General features: G+C 63.7%; 19 protein-coding genes. 6 read left to right on the top strand and 13 right to left on the bottom strand.

Translation table 11 applies throughout. The features are described from left to right. Positions 1-67 precede the first annotated feature (67 nt). Positions 68-823 carry an alpha/beta hydrolase gene (locus ACQKI2_RS06110; RefSeq protein ID WP_427378816.1) on the top strand — a complete coding sequence of 252 codons (756 nt, stop codon included), beginning with the start codon at positions 68-70 and terminating at the stop codon, positions 821-823. 5 nt (positions 824-828) lie between these two features. Here the strand turns inward: ACQKI2_RS06110 and ACQKI2_RS06105 are convergent, their stop codons facing one another. Beyond that, complete coding sequence (locus tag ACQKI2_RS06105; protein WP_427378815.1) at positions 829-1,737, bottom strand: LysR substrate-binding domain-containing protein; 909 nt, start codon at positions 1,735-1,737, stop codon at positions 829-831. Positions 1,738-1,850: 113 nt separating this feature from the next. Between ACQKI2_RS06105 and ACQKI2_RS06100 the strand changes: the two genes are divergently transcribed. Then, on the top strand, positions 1,851-2,624 hold the full coding sequence (locus ACQKI2_RS06100) for an SDR family oxidoreductase (RefSeq protein WP_427378814.1): 774 nt from the start codon (positions 1,851-1,853) through the stop codon (positions 2,622-2,624). Between the two features lie 68 nt (positions 2,625-2,692). Here ACQKI2_RS06100 and dapD read toward each other — a convergent pair whose 3' ends face one another. From dapD to rpmH, 11 genes are all read right to left on the bottom strand, one after another. Next, entirely contained in the window at positions 2,693-3,520 is an 828-nt protein-coding gene (gene dapD, locus ACQKI2_RS06095) for a 2,3,4,5-tetrahydropyridine-2,6-dicarboxylate N-succinyltransferase (protein WP_427378812.1), read from the bottom strand. Between the two features lie 11 nt (positions 3,521-3,531). Continuing rightward, the gene (locus ACQKI2_RS06090) at positions 3,532-4,281 is read right to left on the bottom strand and encodes a pyrimidine 5'-nucleotidase (RefSeq protein WP_427378811.1); all 750 of its coding nucleotides are present in this window, start codon (positions 4,279-4,281) and stop codon (positions 3,532-3,534) included. Continuing rightward, positions 4,278-5,309: a DUF1036 domain-containing protein gene (locus tag ACQKI2_RS06085; RefSeq protein WP_427378810.1), complete on the bottom strand. Its 1,032-nt coding sequence runs from the start codon at positions 5,307-5,309 to the stop codon at positions 4,278-4,280. The genes ACQKI2_RS06090 and ACQKI2_RS06085 overlap by 4 nt, the downstream gene beginning before the upstream one ends. After that, positions 5,284-6,177 carry an acetylglutamate kinase gene (gene argB, locus ACQKI2_RS06080; RefSeq protein WP_427378809.1) on the bottom strand — a complete coding sequence of 298 codons (894 nt, stop codon included), beginning with the start codon at positions 6,175-6,177 and terminating at the stop codon, positions 5,284-5,286. Before argB ends, ACQKI2_RS06085 begins: the two co-directional genes overlap by 26 nt. 65 nt (positions 6,178-6,242) lie before the next feature. Continuing rightward, positions 6,243-6,449 (bottom strand): hypothetical protein, encoded by a 207-nt coding sequence (locus ACQKI2_RS06075; RefSeq protein WP_427378807.1) that lies wholly within the window; start codon positions 6,447-6,449, stop codon positions 6,243-6,245. A gap of 29 nt (positions 6,450-6,478) precedes the next feature. Continuing rightward, a complete protein-coding gene (locus ACQKI2_RS06070; protein ID WP_427378805.1) occupies positions 6,479-6,679 on the bottom strand; it encodes a hypothetical protein in 201 nt (66 codons plus the stop codon). A gap of 99 nt (positions 6,680-6,778) precedes the next feature. Next, positions 6,779-7,240: a GNAT family N-acetyltransferase gene (locus ACQKI2_RS06065; protein ID WP_427378804.1), complete on the bottom strand. Its 462-nt coding sequence runs from the start codon at positions 7,238-7,240 to the stop codon at positions 6,779-6,781. Positions 7,241-7,276: 36 nt separating this feature from the next. Beyond that, positions 7,277-7,936 (bottom strand): ribosome biogenesis GTP-binding protein YihA/YsxC, encoded by a 660-nt coding sequence (gene yihA / locus ACQKI2_RS06060; RefSeq protein ID WP_427378943.1) that lies wholly within the window; start codon positions 7,934-7,936, stop codon positions 7,277-7,279. Then, complete coding sequence (yidC, locus tag ACQKI2_RS06055) at positions 7,937-9,757, bottom strand: membrane protein insertase YidC (RefSeq protein ID WP_427378803.1); 1,821 nt, start codon at positions 9,755-9,757, stop codon at positions 7,937-7,939. A gap of 61 nt (positions 9,758-9,818) precedes the next feature. Beyond that, positions 9,819-10,184 carry a ribonuclease P protein component gene (gene rnpA / locus ACQKI2_RS06050; protein WP_427378802.1) on the bottom strand — a complete coding sequence of 122 codons (366 nt, stop codon included), beginning with the start codon at positions 10,182-10,184 and terminating at the stop codon, positions 9,819-9,821. 38 nt (positions 10,185-10,222) lie between these two features. Next, positions 10,223-10,357, bottom strand: coding sequence for a 50S ribosomal protein L34 (rpmH, locus tag ACQKI2_RS06045; protein WP_035593776.1), 135 nt, complete (start codon positions 10,355-10,357; stop codon positions 10,223-10,225). A 193-nt stretch (positions 10,358-10,550) separates the two neighbouring features. On the opposite strand from rpmH, the gene ACQKI2_RS06040 reads away from it, so the two are divergent. The 3 genes from ACQKI2_RS06040 to ACQKI2_RS06030 are packed head-to-tail and all read left to right on the top strand — an operon-like array spanning position 10,551 to position 13,888. Then, entirely contained in the window at positions 10,551-11,777 is a 1,227-nt protein-coding gene (locus ACQKI2_RS06040) for a serine hydrolase domain-containing protein (protein WP_427378801.1), read from the top strand. A 42-nt stretch (positions 11,778-11,819) separates the two neighbouring features. After that, positions 11,820-13,244 carry a sensor histidine kinase gene (locus tag ACQKI2_RS06035; protein ID WP_427378800.1) on the top strand — a complete coding sequence of 475 codons (1,425 nt, stop codon included), beginning with the start codon at positions 11,820-11,822 and terminating at the stop codon, positions 13,242-13,244. Then, positions 13,241-13,888, top strand: a complete 648-nt coding sequence (locus ACQKI2_RS06030) for a pseudouridine synthase (RefSeq protein WP_427378799.1) — start codon at positions 13,241-13,243, stop codon at positions 13,886-13,888. The genes ACQKI2_RS06035 and ACQKI2_RS06030 overlap by 4 nt, the downstream gene beginning before the upstream one ends. Positions 13,889-13,972: 84 nt before the next feature. Here ACQKI2_RS06030 and ACQKI2_RS06025 read toward each other — a convergent pair whose 3' ends face one another. Continuing rightward, positions 13,973-15,262 carry a serine hydrolase domain-containing protein gene (locus tag ACQKI2_RS06025; RefSeq protein WP_427378797.1) on the bottom strand — a complete coding sequence of 430 codons (1,290 nt, stop codon included), beginning with the start codon at positions 15,260-15,262 and terminating at the stop codon, positions 13,973-13,975. Between the two features lie 140 nt (positions 15,263-15,402). Here ACQKI2_RS06025 and ACQKI2_RS06020 point away from each other — a divergent pair, with 140 nt between their 5' ends. Then, on the top strand, positions 15,403-15,831 hold the full coding sequence (locus ACQKI2_RS06020; protein ID WP_427378796.1) for a hypothetical protein: 429 nt from the start codon (positions 15,403-15,405) through the stop codon (positions 15,829-15,831). The last annotated feature ends 6 nt before the right edge of the window (positions 15,832-15,837 follow it).

Raw genomic sequence — 15,837 nt, 5'->3', positions numbered from 1 at the left:
AGTTCGCCCAAAACGCGGCCCTGACTACTCGCTTGACAGGCGTGAGAGATGACGGAAGGCAGCAGCCATGACAACGGAATATTTCACCTCACCCGAGGGCCGCCGGCTGGCTTTCAACAAAATCCCGCCTGTAAACGGGCGGCCAACCTTCATCTGGCTGTCCGGCTACAGATCGGACATGGCGGGCGGCAAGGCGCAGGCCGTCAGCCGCTGGGCCTGGGAGACCGGAAATGGCGCTGTTTTGTTTGACTATTCCGGTCATGGCGAATCAGATGGCTGTTTCGAAGACGGAACAATTTCGGCCTGGCGCGAGGATACGCTGGCCGCCATCGACACGCTGTCGGAAGGCCCGCTGATCCTGGTGGGTTCCAGCATGGGCGGCTGGATGGCGCTGCTGGCCGCGCTTGCCCGGCCCCAGCGCGTGAAGGGCCTGGTGCTGATCGCGCCCGCGCCGGATTTCACCGAAAAGTTGATGTGGGCGGGCCTCTCGCCTGCCCAGCAGGAAGAGATCATGACGCAGGGCGTCACCCTTCGCCCATCAGACTATGGCACGCCCGACCCGATCACGAGGGCGCTGATCGAGGATGGCCGGGGCTGGCAGATCCTGGACGCGCCGATTGTGTTTGAGGGCCCGGTGCGTATCCTGCAGGGGGTGGAAGATCCCGATGTGCCCTGGCCACACGCTCTGGAGATCAGCGAGCGGCTGACCTCTTCCGATGTCGTCCTTACCCTGATCAAGGACGGCGACCATCGCCTCTCCCGCGATCAGGATGTGGCAAGGTTGATTGCCGCCTGCGCGGATGTGGCCATGAGACTGCGCTGACTTGCTCAACGTATTGACAGGCTGGACGCCAGCACATCTTCAAGCCAACCAGCAAAAATCTGAACCCGGCGCGACAAAAGACGCCTGTGCGGAAAAACAAGATTGAGCGGCATCGGAGGGCACCTGTATTGAGGCATGACCTCTACAAGTTCACCGGCAGCCAAATGACCCCCAACATCATAAGCGGGGATCTGGATCAGACCGAGACCTGCGAGGCAGCAGGCGATATAGGCTTCCGCGCCGTTCACGGTGGCACGCGCTGGTAGCATCAGGCTACGGAGGACGCCCCCCTCCTCCCACTCCCAGACTTCCGGGCGACCGGTCGTGGGCGACGCAAAGCAGACAGCCACATGACCCTGTCGAAGGTCCGCGGGTTTAATGGGCGTACCGTGGCGGGCAAGGTAGTCAGGGCTTGCCACGTTGATCAGCGGCAGATTACCGAGGCTGCGCGCGACAAGGCCGGAATCGGGAAGCGCTCCCACGCGCAGGGCGAGATCAACATTCTCGCCAATCAGATCTACCGCACGATCCGTCATGCCAAGCTGCACATTGATACCAGGGTAGCGCTCCAGAAATTCAGCCAGGACCGGGGCAACGATCAACCGCCCGATGCGGCCGGGCATTTCGACATACAGCTTTCCGACAGGTCCCTCTCCATCGGCCCGGAACATGGTCTCGAGTTCTTCACTGTCGGCAAGAAGCCGCGCGCAGCGATCATAAAAGAGCAGACCGTCCTGCGAGGGGGAGACCTTGCGGGTCGTGCGATGGAGGAGGCGGACGCCGAGGCGTGACTCAAGTGTCCCGATCACAGTGGAGACAGTGGAACGCGGAATGTTGAGGGTCGTGGCTGCCTTGGTGAAGCTGCCCGCTTCGACCACACGCATGAAGACCCGGTAGTGCTGTAGCCGATCCATGGCCGCTCCGCCCTATTGTTCGAAATCGACGACAAGAGTTGTCGCAAATAGATGATTTATACCAACAATTTCGACCTATAAATCTTGGTCCGTCAAGAGAGAAGGAGACGCCCATGACAAACCACACGATTGCAGGAAAAACCGTGCTGATTGCCGGGGGCGCCAAGAATCTCGGGGGTCTGCTGGCCACCGACTTTGCCCGCCAGGGCGCAAAAGCTGTGTGCATTCACTACAACAGCGCGGCTGCTTTGGCCGATGCAGAGAAAACGGCAGGCGCCGTGCGCGCCGCCGGAGCAGCTGCAACCATCCTGCAAGCTGACCTGACGACGGCTGGCGCGATCGAAAAACTGTTCGTGGACGCCAAGGCCGCAATGGGCAGCATCGACATCGCAATCAATACGGTCGGCAAAGTGCTGAAGAAGCCGTTTGTAGAGATCACCGAAGCCGAGTTCGACGAAATGGATGCCGTCAATAACAAGAGCGCCTTCTTCTTCCTGAAAGAAAGCGGCAAACATGTCAGTGACAATGGCAAGGTATGTACACTGGTCACGTCTCTGCTCGGCGCGTTCACGCCTTTCTATTCAAGCTATGCGGGCACCAAGGCACCGGTCGAGCATTACACGCGGGCGGCAGCAAAAGAGTTTGGAGCACGAGGTATCTCGGTGACAGCGATTGGACCAGGACCGATGGATACGCCCTTCTTTTATGGCCAGGAATCTCCCGAAGCACAGGCCTATCACAAGACGGCTGCCGCCCTGTCAGGCTTCACACCAACGGGCCTCACACATATCGAGGATATTGTTCCCTACATCCGCTTTCTGGTGAGCGATGGCTGGTGGATGACGGGGCAGACGATACTGGTAAATGGCGGCTACACAACGAAATAGCCGGAACGGAAGGAGGTGGAAGGCATTCCACCTCCTTCTCAACGCGCCGGTTCATCCGCAGACAGACATCAATCCCGCAAGAGTTCGTTCACGCCGGTTTTGGAGCGGGTCTGTGCGTCCACCGTCTTCACGATGACGGCGCAGGCGAGCGAGGGGCCGCCTTTGGGATCGGGCAGCGTGCCGGGCACGACCACGGAGTATGGCGGCACCTTGCCATAGATGATCTCGCCGGTGCTGCGATAGACGATCTTGGTGGACTGGGTGATGAACACACCCATGGCGAGGACGGAGCCTTCGCCCACGACAACGCCTTCGACGACTTCCGAACGCGCGCCGATGAAGCAGTTGTCTTCGATGATGGTGGGATTGGCCTGCAGCGGCTCAAGCACGCCGCCTATGCCGGTGCCGGCGGAGATATGGCAGTTCGCGCCAACCTGCGCGCAGGAGCCGACCGAGGCCCAGGTGTCGATCATGGTGCCTTCGCCGACATAGGCGCCGATGTTCACATATGACGGCATCAGCACGGCATTCTTCGCCACATAGGCGCCGCGGCGGACAGCCGAGGGCGGCACGGCGCGGAAACCGGCGTCCTGGAATTCCTTGGCGCCCCAGCCTTCAAACTTGGAGGGCACCTTGTCCCACCAGGCGCCGCCGCCGGGCACGCCATTGATCACGCCATTGGCGTTGAGGCGGAAAGACAGCAGCACGGCCTTCTTCAGCCATTGATGCACGGTCCAGCTGCCGTCGGCTTCCTTGGTGGCAACGCGCGCCTCCCCGGAATCGAGCAGGCTGATGGCGGCGTCCACCGCGTCGCGCACCTCGCCGGTCGTGGACGTGGAGAGGCTGTCGCGTCCTTCCCAGGCAGCATCGATTACACGGGCAAGGGCGTCGGTCATGGCATCTCTCTTCAGCTTATTTTTTTGGCAGTCAGGCTCGACACCGCCGTATCGAGGAAACCGGCGAGGTCGCCGGTGACATAATCGATGTGTCCGGGGCCGTCATCCCCGAAAGCGTCCCCTGCCCCGGCGGGACGTGCCTCGATCGGCTCATGGCTCCAGTCCTTTTCCGAATGGACGAGCACGGTGGTGAAGCCCAGAGACTTGGCCGGTTTCAGATTGCGGGCGAGATCCTCGAAGAAGATTGCGCCTTCGGGGCGAACCTGATGAGCTTGGCAAAAGGTCTGATAGGCATCCAGGTGAGGCTTGGGCCGGTAGGCGGCTTCCTCGATGCCGAAGCTGTCATGGAAGAGATGGGCGATCCCCATCTTCTCGGTCACGCGCTCGGCATGGCGGCGCGAGCCATTGGTGTAGACGAACTTCCGGCCCGGCAGCGACGCCAGCGCGGTGCGCAGGTTCGGCAGGTCCGGCAGCGGCGAGAGGTCGATCTCATGGACATAGTGCAGGAACTCTGCCGGATCGAGCTTGTGCACCTGCATCAGCCCCGACAGCGTGGTGCCATACTGGGCGTAATAGGATTTCTGCAGCTTGCGGGCATCGGTGCGCTCAAGCTGCAGGTAGCGGGAGACGAAATCGGTCATCCGCGTATCGATCTCGGCGAAAAGATCGCACTCGGCCGGATAGAGGGTGTTGTCGAGATCGAACACCCAGTCCTGCACATGGCCGAAGCCGGCATCGCTCTTCCCGCCCCCGCCGCTCATTTTCTGGCAACCTCGGTAAAGTCGCGGGCGAAGAATTCATAGACGAGCTTGCGTTCGACCGGCGCGGGCGTGCGGGTGAACAGGGCGGTGCGGTAGGCGGCGTCCTCGCAATCCTCGCGGCCGGAGATGGCGAACTTCGCCCGGCCGACGCAGAAGGCTTCGTTCGCATTGGCCAGCGTGCGCAGCTGGGCGCCGTCTTCCATCTCGGCATAGACGAAATGTTCCGAGCCCCGCAGCGGGCGGTCGATCACACGGGCGCAGCCGCCCGCCTCGATCCGCCACCAGCCGCGGCTTTCCCAGCCTTCCGGGCTGCGCCGGGCAATGGCGCTCCAGATGCGGTTCTTGGTGCGGTTACAGAGCGTGAAGCCGACATTGCGGCCCCGTTCCTCGGCGGCCTGTTCAAGATAGTCGATCAGATCAGCGTCCGAGAGGTTGGCCGGCAGGCCGCGCAGCTTCAGGAAGTCGGCAATTGCCGCGCGCGTGCGCTGGCCGATGAAACCATCAACATTGCCGGAAATGACACCCGCCTCATCCAGCAGGCGCTGCAGCCCGGCATTGCGGGCGGTGTCCTCAGAATAATTCTCGATCTCGGTGAAGAGGTTGGTCCAGCTTCCGTCCCGGGTGATATCGACCGGGCGGAAACCCTGCGTTTCAAGTCCCATCGCGGCGCAGTCCGGCGGGCTCTCCAGCGAGAAGGCGCCGGTGGGGTCCACGCAGAGATCCTTGCGGCCGCCCCATTCCCGCCCGCCGCCAAGGTGGGCAGAGGACGTGCGGCCGTAAAGATAGTGCACCCCCGCCGTCAGCGGGCCGGGCAGCGCAATGCGGCAGGCGCCCGGATGCAGCTTCGTCCAGCCTTCAACCGTGATGCCGCTGGCTTCCTCATGGCCGACAGCGGCCTCGATGACATAGCTGGTGCGATTGCACAGCTTCCAGCCTTCCTCTTCCTGCGCATCGGCAGGCAACAGCAGGACGGCCAGCGAGGCAATCGCCAGAACTACAATTCTAAGAAACCAGCGTTCCAGCGCCATGTTCGGTGAACAGCTCCATGAGCAGGGCATGCGGCGCACGCCCATCCAGAATAACCGCCGCCCCGACACCATGATTTACGGATTGCGCCGCTGTTTCAAGCTTCGGAATCATACCGCCGACAGCTGTGCCGTCCTTGATCAGCCCGGCGACCTCTGCCGCAGGGATTTCGCGGATCAGCTGCTTCTGCTTGTCGAGCACGCCGGCAACGTCCGTCATCAGAATGAGGCGGCTGGCTTTCAGGGCCGAGGCGAGCGCGCCGGCGGCTGTATCTGCGTTGACATTGTAGCGCGCGCCGTCCGCGCCCACGCCGACCGGGGCCACCACCGGGATCAGCGCCGCATCGGCCTGCAGCAGCGCGTTGAGCACGCTGGTATCAACCTCGCTCGGCTCGCCGACAAATCCCAGATCGACGATCTGTTCGATATGGCTGTCGGGATCGCGTGTGGTGCGCGTGGCCTTTTCCGCCCGCAGCAGGTTTCCGTCCGCGCCGGAGAGGCCAACCGCCTTGCCGCCTGCCTGGTTGATGGCCCGGACGATGGATTTGTTGATCGGGCCGGAAAGCACCATCTCGACGACTTCCATGGTCGCCTCATCGGTGACCCGCAGGCCATCCTTGAACTCGGACACAATGCCGAGCTTGTCGAGCAGCTTGCCGATCTGGGGGCCACCGCCATGCACGATCACCGGGTTGAGCCCCAGGGCCTTGAGCAGCACCACATCGCGCGCGAAGGACAGCGCAAGGCTGGCATCGCCCATGGCATGGCCACCGTATTTCACCACGATGGTCTGGCCGGCATAGCGCTGGATATAGGGCAGAGCCTCGGAGAGGGTGCGCGCGGTGAACTGGGCGTCGGAATGGGTCGTCATGGCTGCCCCTTATCGCGGTTTTGAACAACGCGAAACGGGTTTGTCAGAGCAATTTTCCAGGAGGCTCAGCGGCGAGACCTGATACGGCGTGTCCGGGAGGCGGGCTCTACGCCTTCGCCCGCCGCTTCCGAAGCCTTCTGCCGCTCGATTTCGGCAAGGCGGCCTTGTATCTGCCGGTGCGCTATCTCGCGGGCCGCTTTCTGATCGGCCTTGTAGCTGAAAAAGCCGACGAGCAGGAAGATGATCCCGAACGGGATAATGATGATTGCCATGCCCCGCCCCCCCGGCGATCGATTGCGCGCTAGCGGCGGCCAACCCTGCGGCGCGTCTCGATAGAGATGGGCACCAGCTCGCCGTCTTCGGCTCCCTGCCGCACACGCGCCAGCGCCGCCAGCTCGCTCTGGAGGCGGCGCAGCTCAAGCTCACGCCCGGCTTTCTGAGTGCGGCGATAGAACAGAACGCCAACAAGAACGGCGATCAGGATAAGCGGAACGGCCAGCATGCAAACTCCCCTTTGCGCGTGGAACCCCCTTAAGAACGATCCTGAATCCGGCGTCAAGTGTGGTTGAATATTACAGTCCGGAAAGGTGAAAAACGCCTGTTATATTTGCAAATGCATGAAGACACTGTTCGGGTCTTCAGCATAATCGCCGAATGGTCCGCAGTAAGAGAAGCCATAGCTTTCATAGAGGCGGCGGGCCGGGATAAAGGCGTCCATCGAACCGGTTTCGAGCCAGAGCCCGGCATAGCCGCGTGCCCTGGCGGCGCCGAGGATATGTTCCAGCATCATCCGGCCAAGCCCCCTGCCGCGCAGATGCGCGCGCGTATGCATCGACTTGATCTCGCCGCCCCCGTTGCCGAGATCCTTGAGGGCGCCGCAGCCGATCAGCGCGCCGTCTTCCCACATCGACCAGACACTCACGGAAGGCTGGCGCAGGCCGTCAATCGGCAGGAAGTGACAGCTTTCCGGCGGTGAGGACGCCAGCATCGTCTGCGCATGGATGGCGATCAGATCGGCCATCTCGGCGCTGGTGAGATCGTCAGGGCGGATGTCGATGGTCATGTGAGATGCCTTGCCACTGAGGGGCCGGCAAATTCGCTAGCCGAGCGCGGCGAGGCCTGCAATCTCTGCCCGGAGTTCGGGAATGCCAAAGCCCTTTTCTGCCGAAGTCATGCGCACGACGGGATGGGCCGCGCCGCGTTTCTTCAGCTTGTCGGTGATCTTCGCGACGGTCTTCTCGACCTCCGCCTTCGGCACCTTGTCGACCTTGGTGAGCACGACCTGATAGGTGACGGCGGCGCCGTCCATCAGGTTCATCACTTCTTCGTCCGTATCCATCAGGCCGCCGCGCCGGGCATCGACCAGCAGGAACACCCGGCGCAGGCTGGGCCGGCCGCGCAGATAGGATTTGATCAGCTTGGTCCAGGCGGCCGTCTGCGTCTTGGAGACCTTGGCATAGCCAAAGCCCGGCAGGTCGACGAGAAACAGTTTCCCTTCATCCCCGATGGCGAAATAGTTGAGTTCGCGCGTGCGGCCCGGTTCCGCCGAGGAGCGGGCAAGCTTGGCCCGGCCGGTGAGGGCGTTGATCAGGCTGGACTTGCCGACATTCGAGCGCCCGGCAAAGCACACTTCGGCCCGGTCAGCCGGCGGCAGCCCCGACAGGCTCGCCACGCCCAGCACAAACTCCGCCTTACCCGCAAACAGCAGACGGCCCGCCTCCAGCGCTTCCTCTGAGAATTCCGGGGCCGCGTCCAAGATCTATTCCGCCTGCGCCTTCTTGAGGCCAAGCCGCGTGGCAACAAACTTGCCGAGCTCGGTCTCCACCCCATTCATCCGCATGATGATGTATTGCTGGATGAAGGTCAGCACGTTTGACCACACCCAGTACATCACGAGGCCAGCCGCAAAGCCGCCGAAGACGAACATGAACACGATCGGCATGGCCATGATGATGCGCGCCTGCATCTTGTCCGGCGGCGGCGGGGACAGCGACTGCAGCGCCGCCATGGTCGCGCCATAGAGGATCGGCAGGATACCGATGCCGATGATAATGCCGATGACCGGGATGCTCTTGACGTCTGCGCCGGACCAGAACGGGATCAGGCCAAACAGGTTGCCGATGGCCGTCGGATCGGGCGCGGAGAGATCCTTCAGGAACCAGAAGGGCGCATGGCGCATTTCCAGCGAGACATACAGCGTCTTGTAGAGCGCGTAGAAGATCGGGATGGTGAAGAGGATGGGCAGGCAGCCGCCGATGGGGTTGGCCCCCTCCTCCTTGTAGAGCTTCATCAGCTCCTGCTGCTTGCGCTGCGGATCGGCGGCAAAGCGCTCATTTAGCTGCTTCATCGGCTCCTGCAGCTTCTTCAGCTTGGCCATGGATTTGAAGCTGGCATTGTAGAGCGGCACCAGCGGCAGCTTCACAAGCACGGTAAAGGCCAGGATCGACCAGCCGAACGAGCCGAGATGGCCGTTCAGCCAGTGCAGCACATAGAAGAACGGCTTGGTCAGGAAGTAGGCCCAGCCCCAGTCGATGGCATCGACAAAGCGCGGCAGGCCGGATTTCTCATAGCCTTCGAGCACTTCGAACTGCTTGGCGCCGGCAAAGAGGCGGTTCTCGACCGTGACGCTGGCGCCCGGCGCAATCTGCACCGGTTCTGCCTCGGTGCGCACTTCCAGCGGGCCACCGCGCGACAGGCTTGTCCGGTTGACGCTGGCCGTGAACGGACGAACCTGTTCGGGCACCAGCGCGCCCATCCAGTACATGTCGGTCAGGCCCCACCAGCCGCCTTCGTCAGAGAAGAAGGTGCCGTCTCTCGATTCGCCGCTGATTTTCTTGGATTCAAAAAGCGGTTTGTATTTCTGCAGGCGCAGATCGCCCTCCACCACGCCCATCAGGCCAAGATGCGCCGGGCCGCCACTGGTGGCCGAGGCCGGGTCTGTGATCTCGAGGAAGCGTTTCCAGTCGCCATGGCGCTCCAGCGAGCCAATGGCGCGGACATTGCGCGCCGCGCCGGACGTATTTGTCAGCGTGTCGCGGAAGGTGAACATGTAATTGGCATCGATCGAGATTTCCCGGTCGATGGTCATGCCGTCGGCTTCAAGGCGCAGGGTGATCGGCGAAGCGGTGGTCAGCGTATCGCCGCCCACCTGCGTCCAGGCAGAGTTGCGCCCGGCCACCAGCGTATTGCCGTCCGCCCAGTAATAGGTGGCGAAATAGCCCCCTTCGGTGGCTTCCGGGCGCAGGAGGCGGATTTCCTCCACACGGTCGACCGTGGTGTAGAACTGTTTCAGGCTGAGATCGTCGATGCGCGCGCCGGCCAGACGGATCGAGCCGTCCACGGCCTCAGCATTGAACGCCACCCGCTCCCCTTCGGAAAGGGCCGCTTCCAGCGGCCTGGGCCCCAGAACCTCGGCAACCCCGGTATCGGCGCCAGGCACCTGCGTGGCAGCAGCGAGCGCCGCCTGCTCGGCCTGATACCGCTTCTGGGCCGGTTCCATGACAAAATACTGGTACAGGAAAACGAACGCGATCATCGCCGCCATGGCGATCAGGAAGTTGCGTTGTTCTTGAGGTTCCATATCGGGTGTCCGCGGGGGCTGAGAGCGTGCCGGTCCGGCAGGCGCGGTGGCGTTTCGGGGATCAGGTGCGCGCGAGGCTTATCAGCGCGCTTTCCATATCGTCAAGCAAACGTGCCCAGCCGGTATCAAGTGTCGCTTCCCGGGCGATGAAGACATAATCCCATCCGGGGCGGCCATGCTGGGCCAGGAGGCGGCGGGCAGCTTCGCGCAGGCGGCGCTTGGCCCGGTTGCGTTCGACAGCGCCACCAACCTTTTTCGTCGCCGTGTAGCCCTCCCCGACATGATCGCCGGTTTCATCACCGGGCCGGGCGCGCGCCTGAACCACCACCGTCTTGCGCCGCTCGGTCACCCCGTCGCGGACATAGGTGAACTCGCGGCGTCGGCGAAGCCGGCGCAGTTCTGGCATAGGGGAGAGATCGGGCGACATTACCGCAACGCCGGAAAAACCGGCGCAGGCAAGCTCCGTCAGGCCGTCAGCGTCTTGCGGCCCTTGGCGCGGCGGCGCGCCAGAACCTTACGGCCGTTCTTCGTGGCCATACGCTCGCGGAAACCATGCGTGCGCTTGCGGCGAAGGTTGCTCGGCTGGAATGTGCGTTTCATCGGTCTGCCCTGACGGCTTGAATTCTGGAAACCGCGGCCAATACAGGCCGCGCGGGGGAAGGTCAAGCGGGGCCTGCGGGATTTACCCCTCCCCGGCTGACAGATTGCAGCTCTACTGCCTGAGCCCGGTTTACACTTTCCTGCCACACACGGTGTTATCTGTAACGCAGCATCTGAAGGCAGAGGGGTATCGATGATCCGGTTTGGCGCGTTTCTGCTGGGATTGATGGGCTGTGTGGCAGGTATCGCTCAGGCGCAGGCCCCTCAGCAGCCCCCGGTTCAGGCCTCCGTTCTGGTCGCGCCCCAGCCTGTAAATTTTGACCGCCTGGACGAAAGGCTGACCCGGCTCTCCCGGGAAAATGACATGGTCGGGCTGGCCGTGGCGGTGATCGAGCGGGGCGAGATCACCTTCGCGCGCGGCTATGGCGTCACCGCCTATGGTGAAGACCCGGTTACGCGCAATACCGTGTTCCGCTGGGCCTCGCTGTCGAAAGGCGTCGCCAGCAGCCTGACGGCAAAACTCGCCAATGAAGGCCGCTTTGCGCTGGACGATACCCTCGCCTCGTTCAAGACCAGCCTGCGCCTGCCCGGCAAGGGCGAAGAGGCGGCCACTCTGGAAGACCTCCTGGCCCACCGGGTGGGCGTTGTGTCCAACGCCTATGACACGATGCTGGAGGATGGCCGCAACCCGGCCGATATCCGCCGCAGCCTCGCCGGCCTGAAGGTCGTGTGCCCGATCCGCGATTGCCACTCCTATCAGAATGTCGCCTTTGATGCGGTCACCGAGATTGTCGAAGCCGCCACCGGCATGTCCTATGGCGCTGCCGTGGATGCGGCCCTGTTCAAGCCGCTGCAGATGACCACCGCCAGCACCGGCCGCGCCGGGCTTGTCGGCTCTGCCTCCTGGGCCAAGCCCTATGAAATGAAGCGCGGCGCGCCCCAGCCGGTCCGCCAGACCGTCAAGGAGCCCTATTACCGCGTGCCCGCCGCCGGCGGCGTCAATGGCTCGATCCTCGACCTGGCCCAGTTTGCCCGCGCCCAGATGGGCCTGGCGCCCGATGTGCTGACGCCCGAAACCCTGGTCACGCTGCACACGCCCCGCGTCTACACCCCGCGCGAGCAGTCCCGCCTGGGCAACCAGTATGAAAACCGGATGCGGGACGCCCGTTACGGGCTCGGCTGGCGGACCTACAAATACGACATCACCGGCGCCCGCGTGGTGGGCCATCGCGGCGCGGTGGAGGGGTATCGCTCGCTGATGCTGTTTGACCCGGAACTCGATTCCGGGGTGGTGGTGCTCTGGAACTCCAATTCCCGCCGCCCGGTCGGCATCGAGCTGGAAGTGATGGACATGATCTATGGCCTGTCCCCGCATGACTGGATGCGGATCGACGCGCCCGCCGCCGGGGCCGCGAAATAGCCCCCGTTTCCCTCACGGCGCTTTTGGCCTAAGTCTCCGGCCGTGAGCGAGCCTGACCTGCCCCCGGACCAAGCCCCGCAGCGCCGCGTGCGGCGCCTGACGGAGAGCCTTGCCGCGCGCCTGTTCGCGTTGACCCTGGGCGCCATCCTGCTGACCGAAGCGCTGGTGTTCGTTCCCACGGCCGGCAATGTGCGCACGCAATGGCTGACCGAGCGCGCCCAGGCCGCCCGGATCGCCGCCCTCGCCCTTGAGGCCGCGCCAATGCGCGAGGTTTCCGAAGAGCTCTCCAGCAGCCTGCTGGAGAAGGCTGAAGTGCTCGCCGTCACGGAGGTGGAAGACGACATGCGCTTCCAGCTGCTCGCCCCGGCCATGGAAATCGAAGAAGCCCCCACCCGTATCGTGGACCTGCGCGCGGGCGGCATGATGGGCCGCAGCGCGGCGGCGCTGGTGGAATATTTCGCGCCCGAAGGCGAAATGCTGGTCATCCTGGCGGAAGGCTCCGAAAGCGGGCGGGTGATCGAGGTTGTGGTGCCCCAGGCGCCACTCAAGAAAACGATGGTGGAGCTTGCCTGGCGGGTCGCCGGCTTCTCACTGATCATTGCGCTGGTCGCAGCCGTGGTGATCTACCTGGTGCTGAATGCCCTCGTGGTCGGCCCGGTGCGGCGGGTGACCGTCAGCGTGGAACAGTTCAGCCGCGATCCCGGCAGCTGGACCCGGCGCCTTTCCCCCACCAAGCGCCGCGACGAGATCGGCCGCGCGCAGAACGCCCTTGCCGGCATGGAGGAAGTCGTCGCCGACTCCTTCCGCCAGCGCGCCCACCTGGCCGAGCTTGGCAGCGCCGTGGCCAAGATCAACCATGATCTGCGCAATTCCCTCGCCTCCGCCCAGCTCGTCTCCGATGGCCTTGCCGCCTCTGAAGACCCCCGCGTGCAGCGCGCCGCCCCGCGCCTCAAACGCGCCCTCGAACGCGCCATTGAACTGGCCACCGCCACGCTAGACTATGGCAAGGCCGCCCCGCGCGCGCCGGTGATGCAGACCGTGCGCCTGCTGAGCGTTTTGCAGGGCGCCGCCGAAGAAGCGCTGGTGGAGAACGGCGTAAAGACGCGGATCGATGTGCCCGAAACCCTCGTCATCCGTTCCGACGCCGACCATCTTCACCGCATCGCCGCAAACCTCATCCGCAACGCTGCCGAGGCAATGCGGCAGGTAAACACGCCCGACCCGGAAATCCGGATACGGATAGAAGGCGGCGCGCTGATGTTTGCTGACAATGGCCCCGGTGTTCCGGAAAAGACGCAGGAAAATCTTTTCCGCCCCTTCTCCGGCTCTGGCCGGGTGGGCGGCACGGGGCTTGGCCTGGTGATCGCCCATGAACTGGCGCAGGCCCTGGGCGGCAATCTCACGCTCGCCTCAACCGGCCCGGAAGGCACCGTCTTCCGCCTCGCCCTGCCAGGCCTTGCGGTATGAACGCCTACGCCCCGGCGCCCGCGCCGGTTTCCTATATATATTGCGACGATCACCTGATCCTGATCGACAAACCCTCCGGCCTCCTCTCCGTGCCTGGACGGGGGGAGGAAAAGGCCGACTGCGCCATCGCCCGCGTGCAGTCAGAGTTTCCAGATGCCCTCACCGTCCACCGGCTGGACATGGCCACCAGCGGCCTCCTGCTGATGGCGCGCGGCAAGGACATGCAGCGGGCGCTCTCCGGCCTCTTCGAGCGCAGCGAGGTGGAGAAGTCCTACCTCGCCGACGTCTGGGGCGCGCCCTCGCCCACCCGCGGCGAAATTGACCTTCCCCTGATCACCGACTGGCCGAACCGGCCCTTGCAGAAGATCGATCACGACATCGGCAAGCCGAGCCGGACGCTGTATGAAACCCTCAGTGTCAAGAACGGCCATGCGCGCCTGAAGCTCACCCCGCTCACCGGGCGCTCCCATCAGCTCCGCGCCCACCTCGCCGCCATCGGCCACCCGATCCTGGGCGATGAGTTCTACGCGGCCGGCGATGCCCTCGCCGCCCGCCCGCGCCTGGCGCTGCACGCCGCGCGGCTCTCTTTCATCCATCCGGCAACGGATGAATGCCTGGAGTTTGAGGCGCCCTGCCCCTTCTGACGCGGCGGCATCCTTCGTTCAGTATCGGTATGCTGACCGGAAAACAGGGCGCAGAAGGAGGCGTCTTTCCGTCACCCGATCTACTCAGCCGGCGCTGGCAGGGTGGGGCCGGCGCCTCCGCCCGGTCCGCGCGATCACAATCGCCCCGATCAGGATCAGGATTGCGCCCGATGCGACCACGATCAGGATATTGCGGGCCTCCAGAACAATCAGTGTGTCGAGCCCGGCCTTGCCCGTTTGCCAATACAGCCATTCCCCGCCGATTTTCCGGGCCAGTGTGGCGCTGCCGGTTTGGAGTACGACGATGCCGTTGCCTGTCGCTGGATCAATCCGCGCGGTGGTGTTGATTGCGGGGTAGTTGCCCCCATCATGGCCGATCACATACCCCCCAGCGCCATTGGGCGCGTAGAGGGTTGGCCCAAGCCCCCAGACGGGCAGGCCATACAGAAACGCCTCTGGCGCATGCATCTCTTCAAGCGTGGCGCGGCTGAGCACACCGCGCCCGGGCGGAGCCCCCTCCGGGCCCTTGGCCTGAGCCTGAAGGAAGCGCGTCAGATCCGCAGCGGACGTGTAGAGGGACGCAGCCCCCGTCGCAGTGAACCGGTAGTGCGCCGCCAGTGATCCGTCCGCTGAATAGAAATCAACCAGGCGGCCCGGGTCTGGCTCAACAAATGTGGAGCCGGTCATCCCGAGCGGCTGAAGCACCGCGCGCTGCATATAGTCGTTGAACGGTTCCTGCGTCACGTCCTCAATGAGCAATTGCAGGATCAGATAGCCCCCGCCGGAATAGCGCCAGGCAGACCCCGGCTCAGCGCCGACCTGCACGATCCCATTCGCTCCCGGCATCACGTCTCGCGGTTGCGTCAATTCCTCTTCGAGTGTGGGGAGGACCTGCCCCTCTTCAAAACCGAGGAATCCCAGGCCATCGGTGAGACCGGCCGTGTGGCTGAGCAGTCTGCGTACGGTAACCTCCTCATTGTTGAACGGCCCCGGCGGAAGCTGCCAGCGTGTAAGATATTGCGACACGGGCGCATCAAGATCGACCCGGCCCTGCTCGGCGAGCGCCATTACGCCCCAGGCGGTAACCCACTTGCTTATGGAAGCGATCTGAAAGAGCGAGCCGCCCTCGACGGGCCGCCCATGAGACGCGAAGTAAGTTTGCGCCGGGTGGCCGTTCTCGAGCAATATGATCGCAATATTGCCCTGCGATTGCGACGTATATTGGGCCTCGGCCCATTTCAGGAAGGCCGCCGTGTCGCCTTTGGCCGCCGGCATCGGCCGCAACCAGCCTTCGCGCGCGCCCAGCACCACGAGTGCTGCCCAAAGGATGAGAACAGCAAGGGCTGCGGCGGCAATCTTGAGCAACCTTTTCATCCTTCATCGGTGCCCTTGCGGCTGGCGGCGGTCAAGCACGCGGCGAGCGGCGACCGGCGGGGCCGGAAACCAAATCCCGGTGTTGACGCCCCCGTCCCATTCATATATTGAAAAACGATAAGAAGCTGAGGAGCCGCCCCATGCATGCTGAACTCGTTCGCGTTGCGCTGCACGAAGTCGATATCAAGATCGTCTCGGGTGACCGGATGCATGTGCTGCAATGGCGGCGCAACCTGCTCTGGGATGAAGTGCTGCTTGATGGCAAGCGCCAGGCGGCCAGCCATGGCCTCTGGGGCCGGGAAAAGGTCTATGGCCTCGTCTTCGGGCGCGATCTTGAAGGCAAGGGCGGCGAGCAGGTGATGCTGATCCTCGATCCGGCCCAATCCTACGATTTCAGCCATGTCGGCGAGCGCATTCGCGGCGTGCGCCTGGAAGGCAAGGATGGCGCGCTCGTCTCCTATGGCTCGCTGGAGGCCAACGCCCTGAAGAAACCCGCCACCTTCTCCGGCTGGATGAAGAAATCCATGGGCATGGACTGGGGCGACGAGACCACCCGCCGCCCGAACTGACCGGCC

The sequence above is a fragment of the Hyphomonas sp. NPDC076881 genome, from assembly GCF_050269995.1.
In the GTDB taxonomy this organism is placed as follows: Bacteria; Pseudomonadota; Alphaproteobacteria; order Caulobacterales; family Hyphomonadaceae; genus Hyphomonas.
The sequence above is the reverse complement of the archived record's forward strand: the minus strand, read 5'-3'. Positions and strand labels throughout refer to the sequence as shown.

What these genes read in the sequence shown, in the direction of transcription:
- ACQKI2_RS06065 (WP_427378804.1), bottom strand. Translation starts at nt 7,240, where the DNA reads ATGACCATCGACATCCGCCCTGACGATCTCACCAGCGCCGAGATGGCC.
- ACQKI2_RS06030 (WP_427378799.1), top strand. Translation starts at nt 13,241, where the DNA reads ATGAACGCCTACGCCCCGGCGCCCGCGCCGGTTTCCTATATATATTGC.
- rnpA (WP_427378802.1), bottom strand. Translation starts at nt 10,184, where the DNA reads ATGTCGCCCGATCTCTCCCCTATGCCAGAACTGCGCCGGCTTCGCCGA.
- yidC (WP_427378803.1), bottom strand. Translation starts at nt 9,757, where the DNA reads ATGGAACCTCAAGAACAACGCAACTTCCTGATCGCCATGGCGGCGATG.
- rpmH (WP_035593776.1), bottom strand. Translation starts at nt 10,357, where the DNA reads ATGAAACGCACATTCCAGCCGAGCAACCTTCGCCGCAAGCGCACGCAT.
- argB (WP_427378809.1), bottom strand. Translation starts at nt 6,177, where the DNA reads ATGACGACCCATTCCGACGCCCAGTTCACCGCGCGCACCCTCTCCGAG.
- ACQKI2_RS06110 (WP_427378816.1), top strand. Translation starts at nt 68, where the DNA reads ATGACAACGGAATATTTCACCTCACCCGAGGGCCGCCGGCTGGCTTTC.
- ACQKI2_RS06085 (WP_427378810.1), bottom strand. Translation starts at nt 5,309, where the DNA reads ATGGCGCTGGAACGCTGGTTTCTTAGAATTGTAGTTCTGGCGATTGCC.
- ACQKI2_RS06025 (WP_427378797.1), bottom strand. Translation starts at nt 15,262, where the DNA reads ATGAAAAGGTTGCTCAAGATTGCCGCCGCAGCCCTTGCTGTTCTCATC.
- ACQKI2_RS06105 (WP_427378815.1), bottom strand. Translation starts at nt 1,737, where the DNA reads ATGGATCGGCTACAGCACTACCGGGTCTTCATGCGTGTGGTCGAAGCG.
- ACQKI2_RS06070 (WP_427378805.1), bottom strand. Translation starts at nt 6,679, where the DNA reads ATGCTGGCCGTTCCGCTTATCCTGATCGCCGTTCTTGTTGGCGTTCTG.
- ACQKI2_RS06020 (WP_427378796.1), top strand. Translation starts at nt 15,403, where the DNA reads ATGCATGCTGAACTCGTTCGCGTTGCGCTGCACGAAGTCGATATCAAG.
- ACQKI2_RS06090 (WP_427378811.1), bottom strand. Translation starts at nt 4,281, where the DNA reads ATGAGCGGCGGGGGCGGGAAGAGCGATGCCGGCTTCGGCCATGTGCAG.
- ACQKI2_RS06100 (WP_427378814.1), top strand. Translation starts at nt 1,851, where the DNA reads ATGACAAACCACACGATTGCAGGAAAAACCGTGCTGATTGCCGGGGGC.
- dapD (WP_427378812.1), bottom strand. Translation starts at nt 3,520, where the DNA reads ATGACCGACGCCCTTGCCCGTGTAATCGATGCTGCCTGGGAAGGACGC.
- ACQKI2_RS06075 (WP_427378807.1), bottom strand. Translation starts at nt 6,449, where the DNA reads ATGGCAATCATCATTATCCCGTTCGGGATCATCTTCCTGCTCGTCGGC.
- ACQKI2_RS06040 (WP_427378801.1), top strand. Translation starts at nt 10,551, where the DNA reads ATGATCCGGTTTGGCGCGTTTCTGCTGGGATTGATGGGCTGTGTGGCA.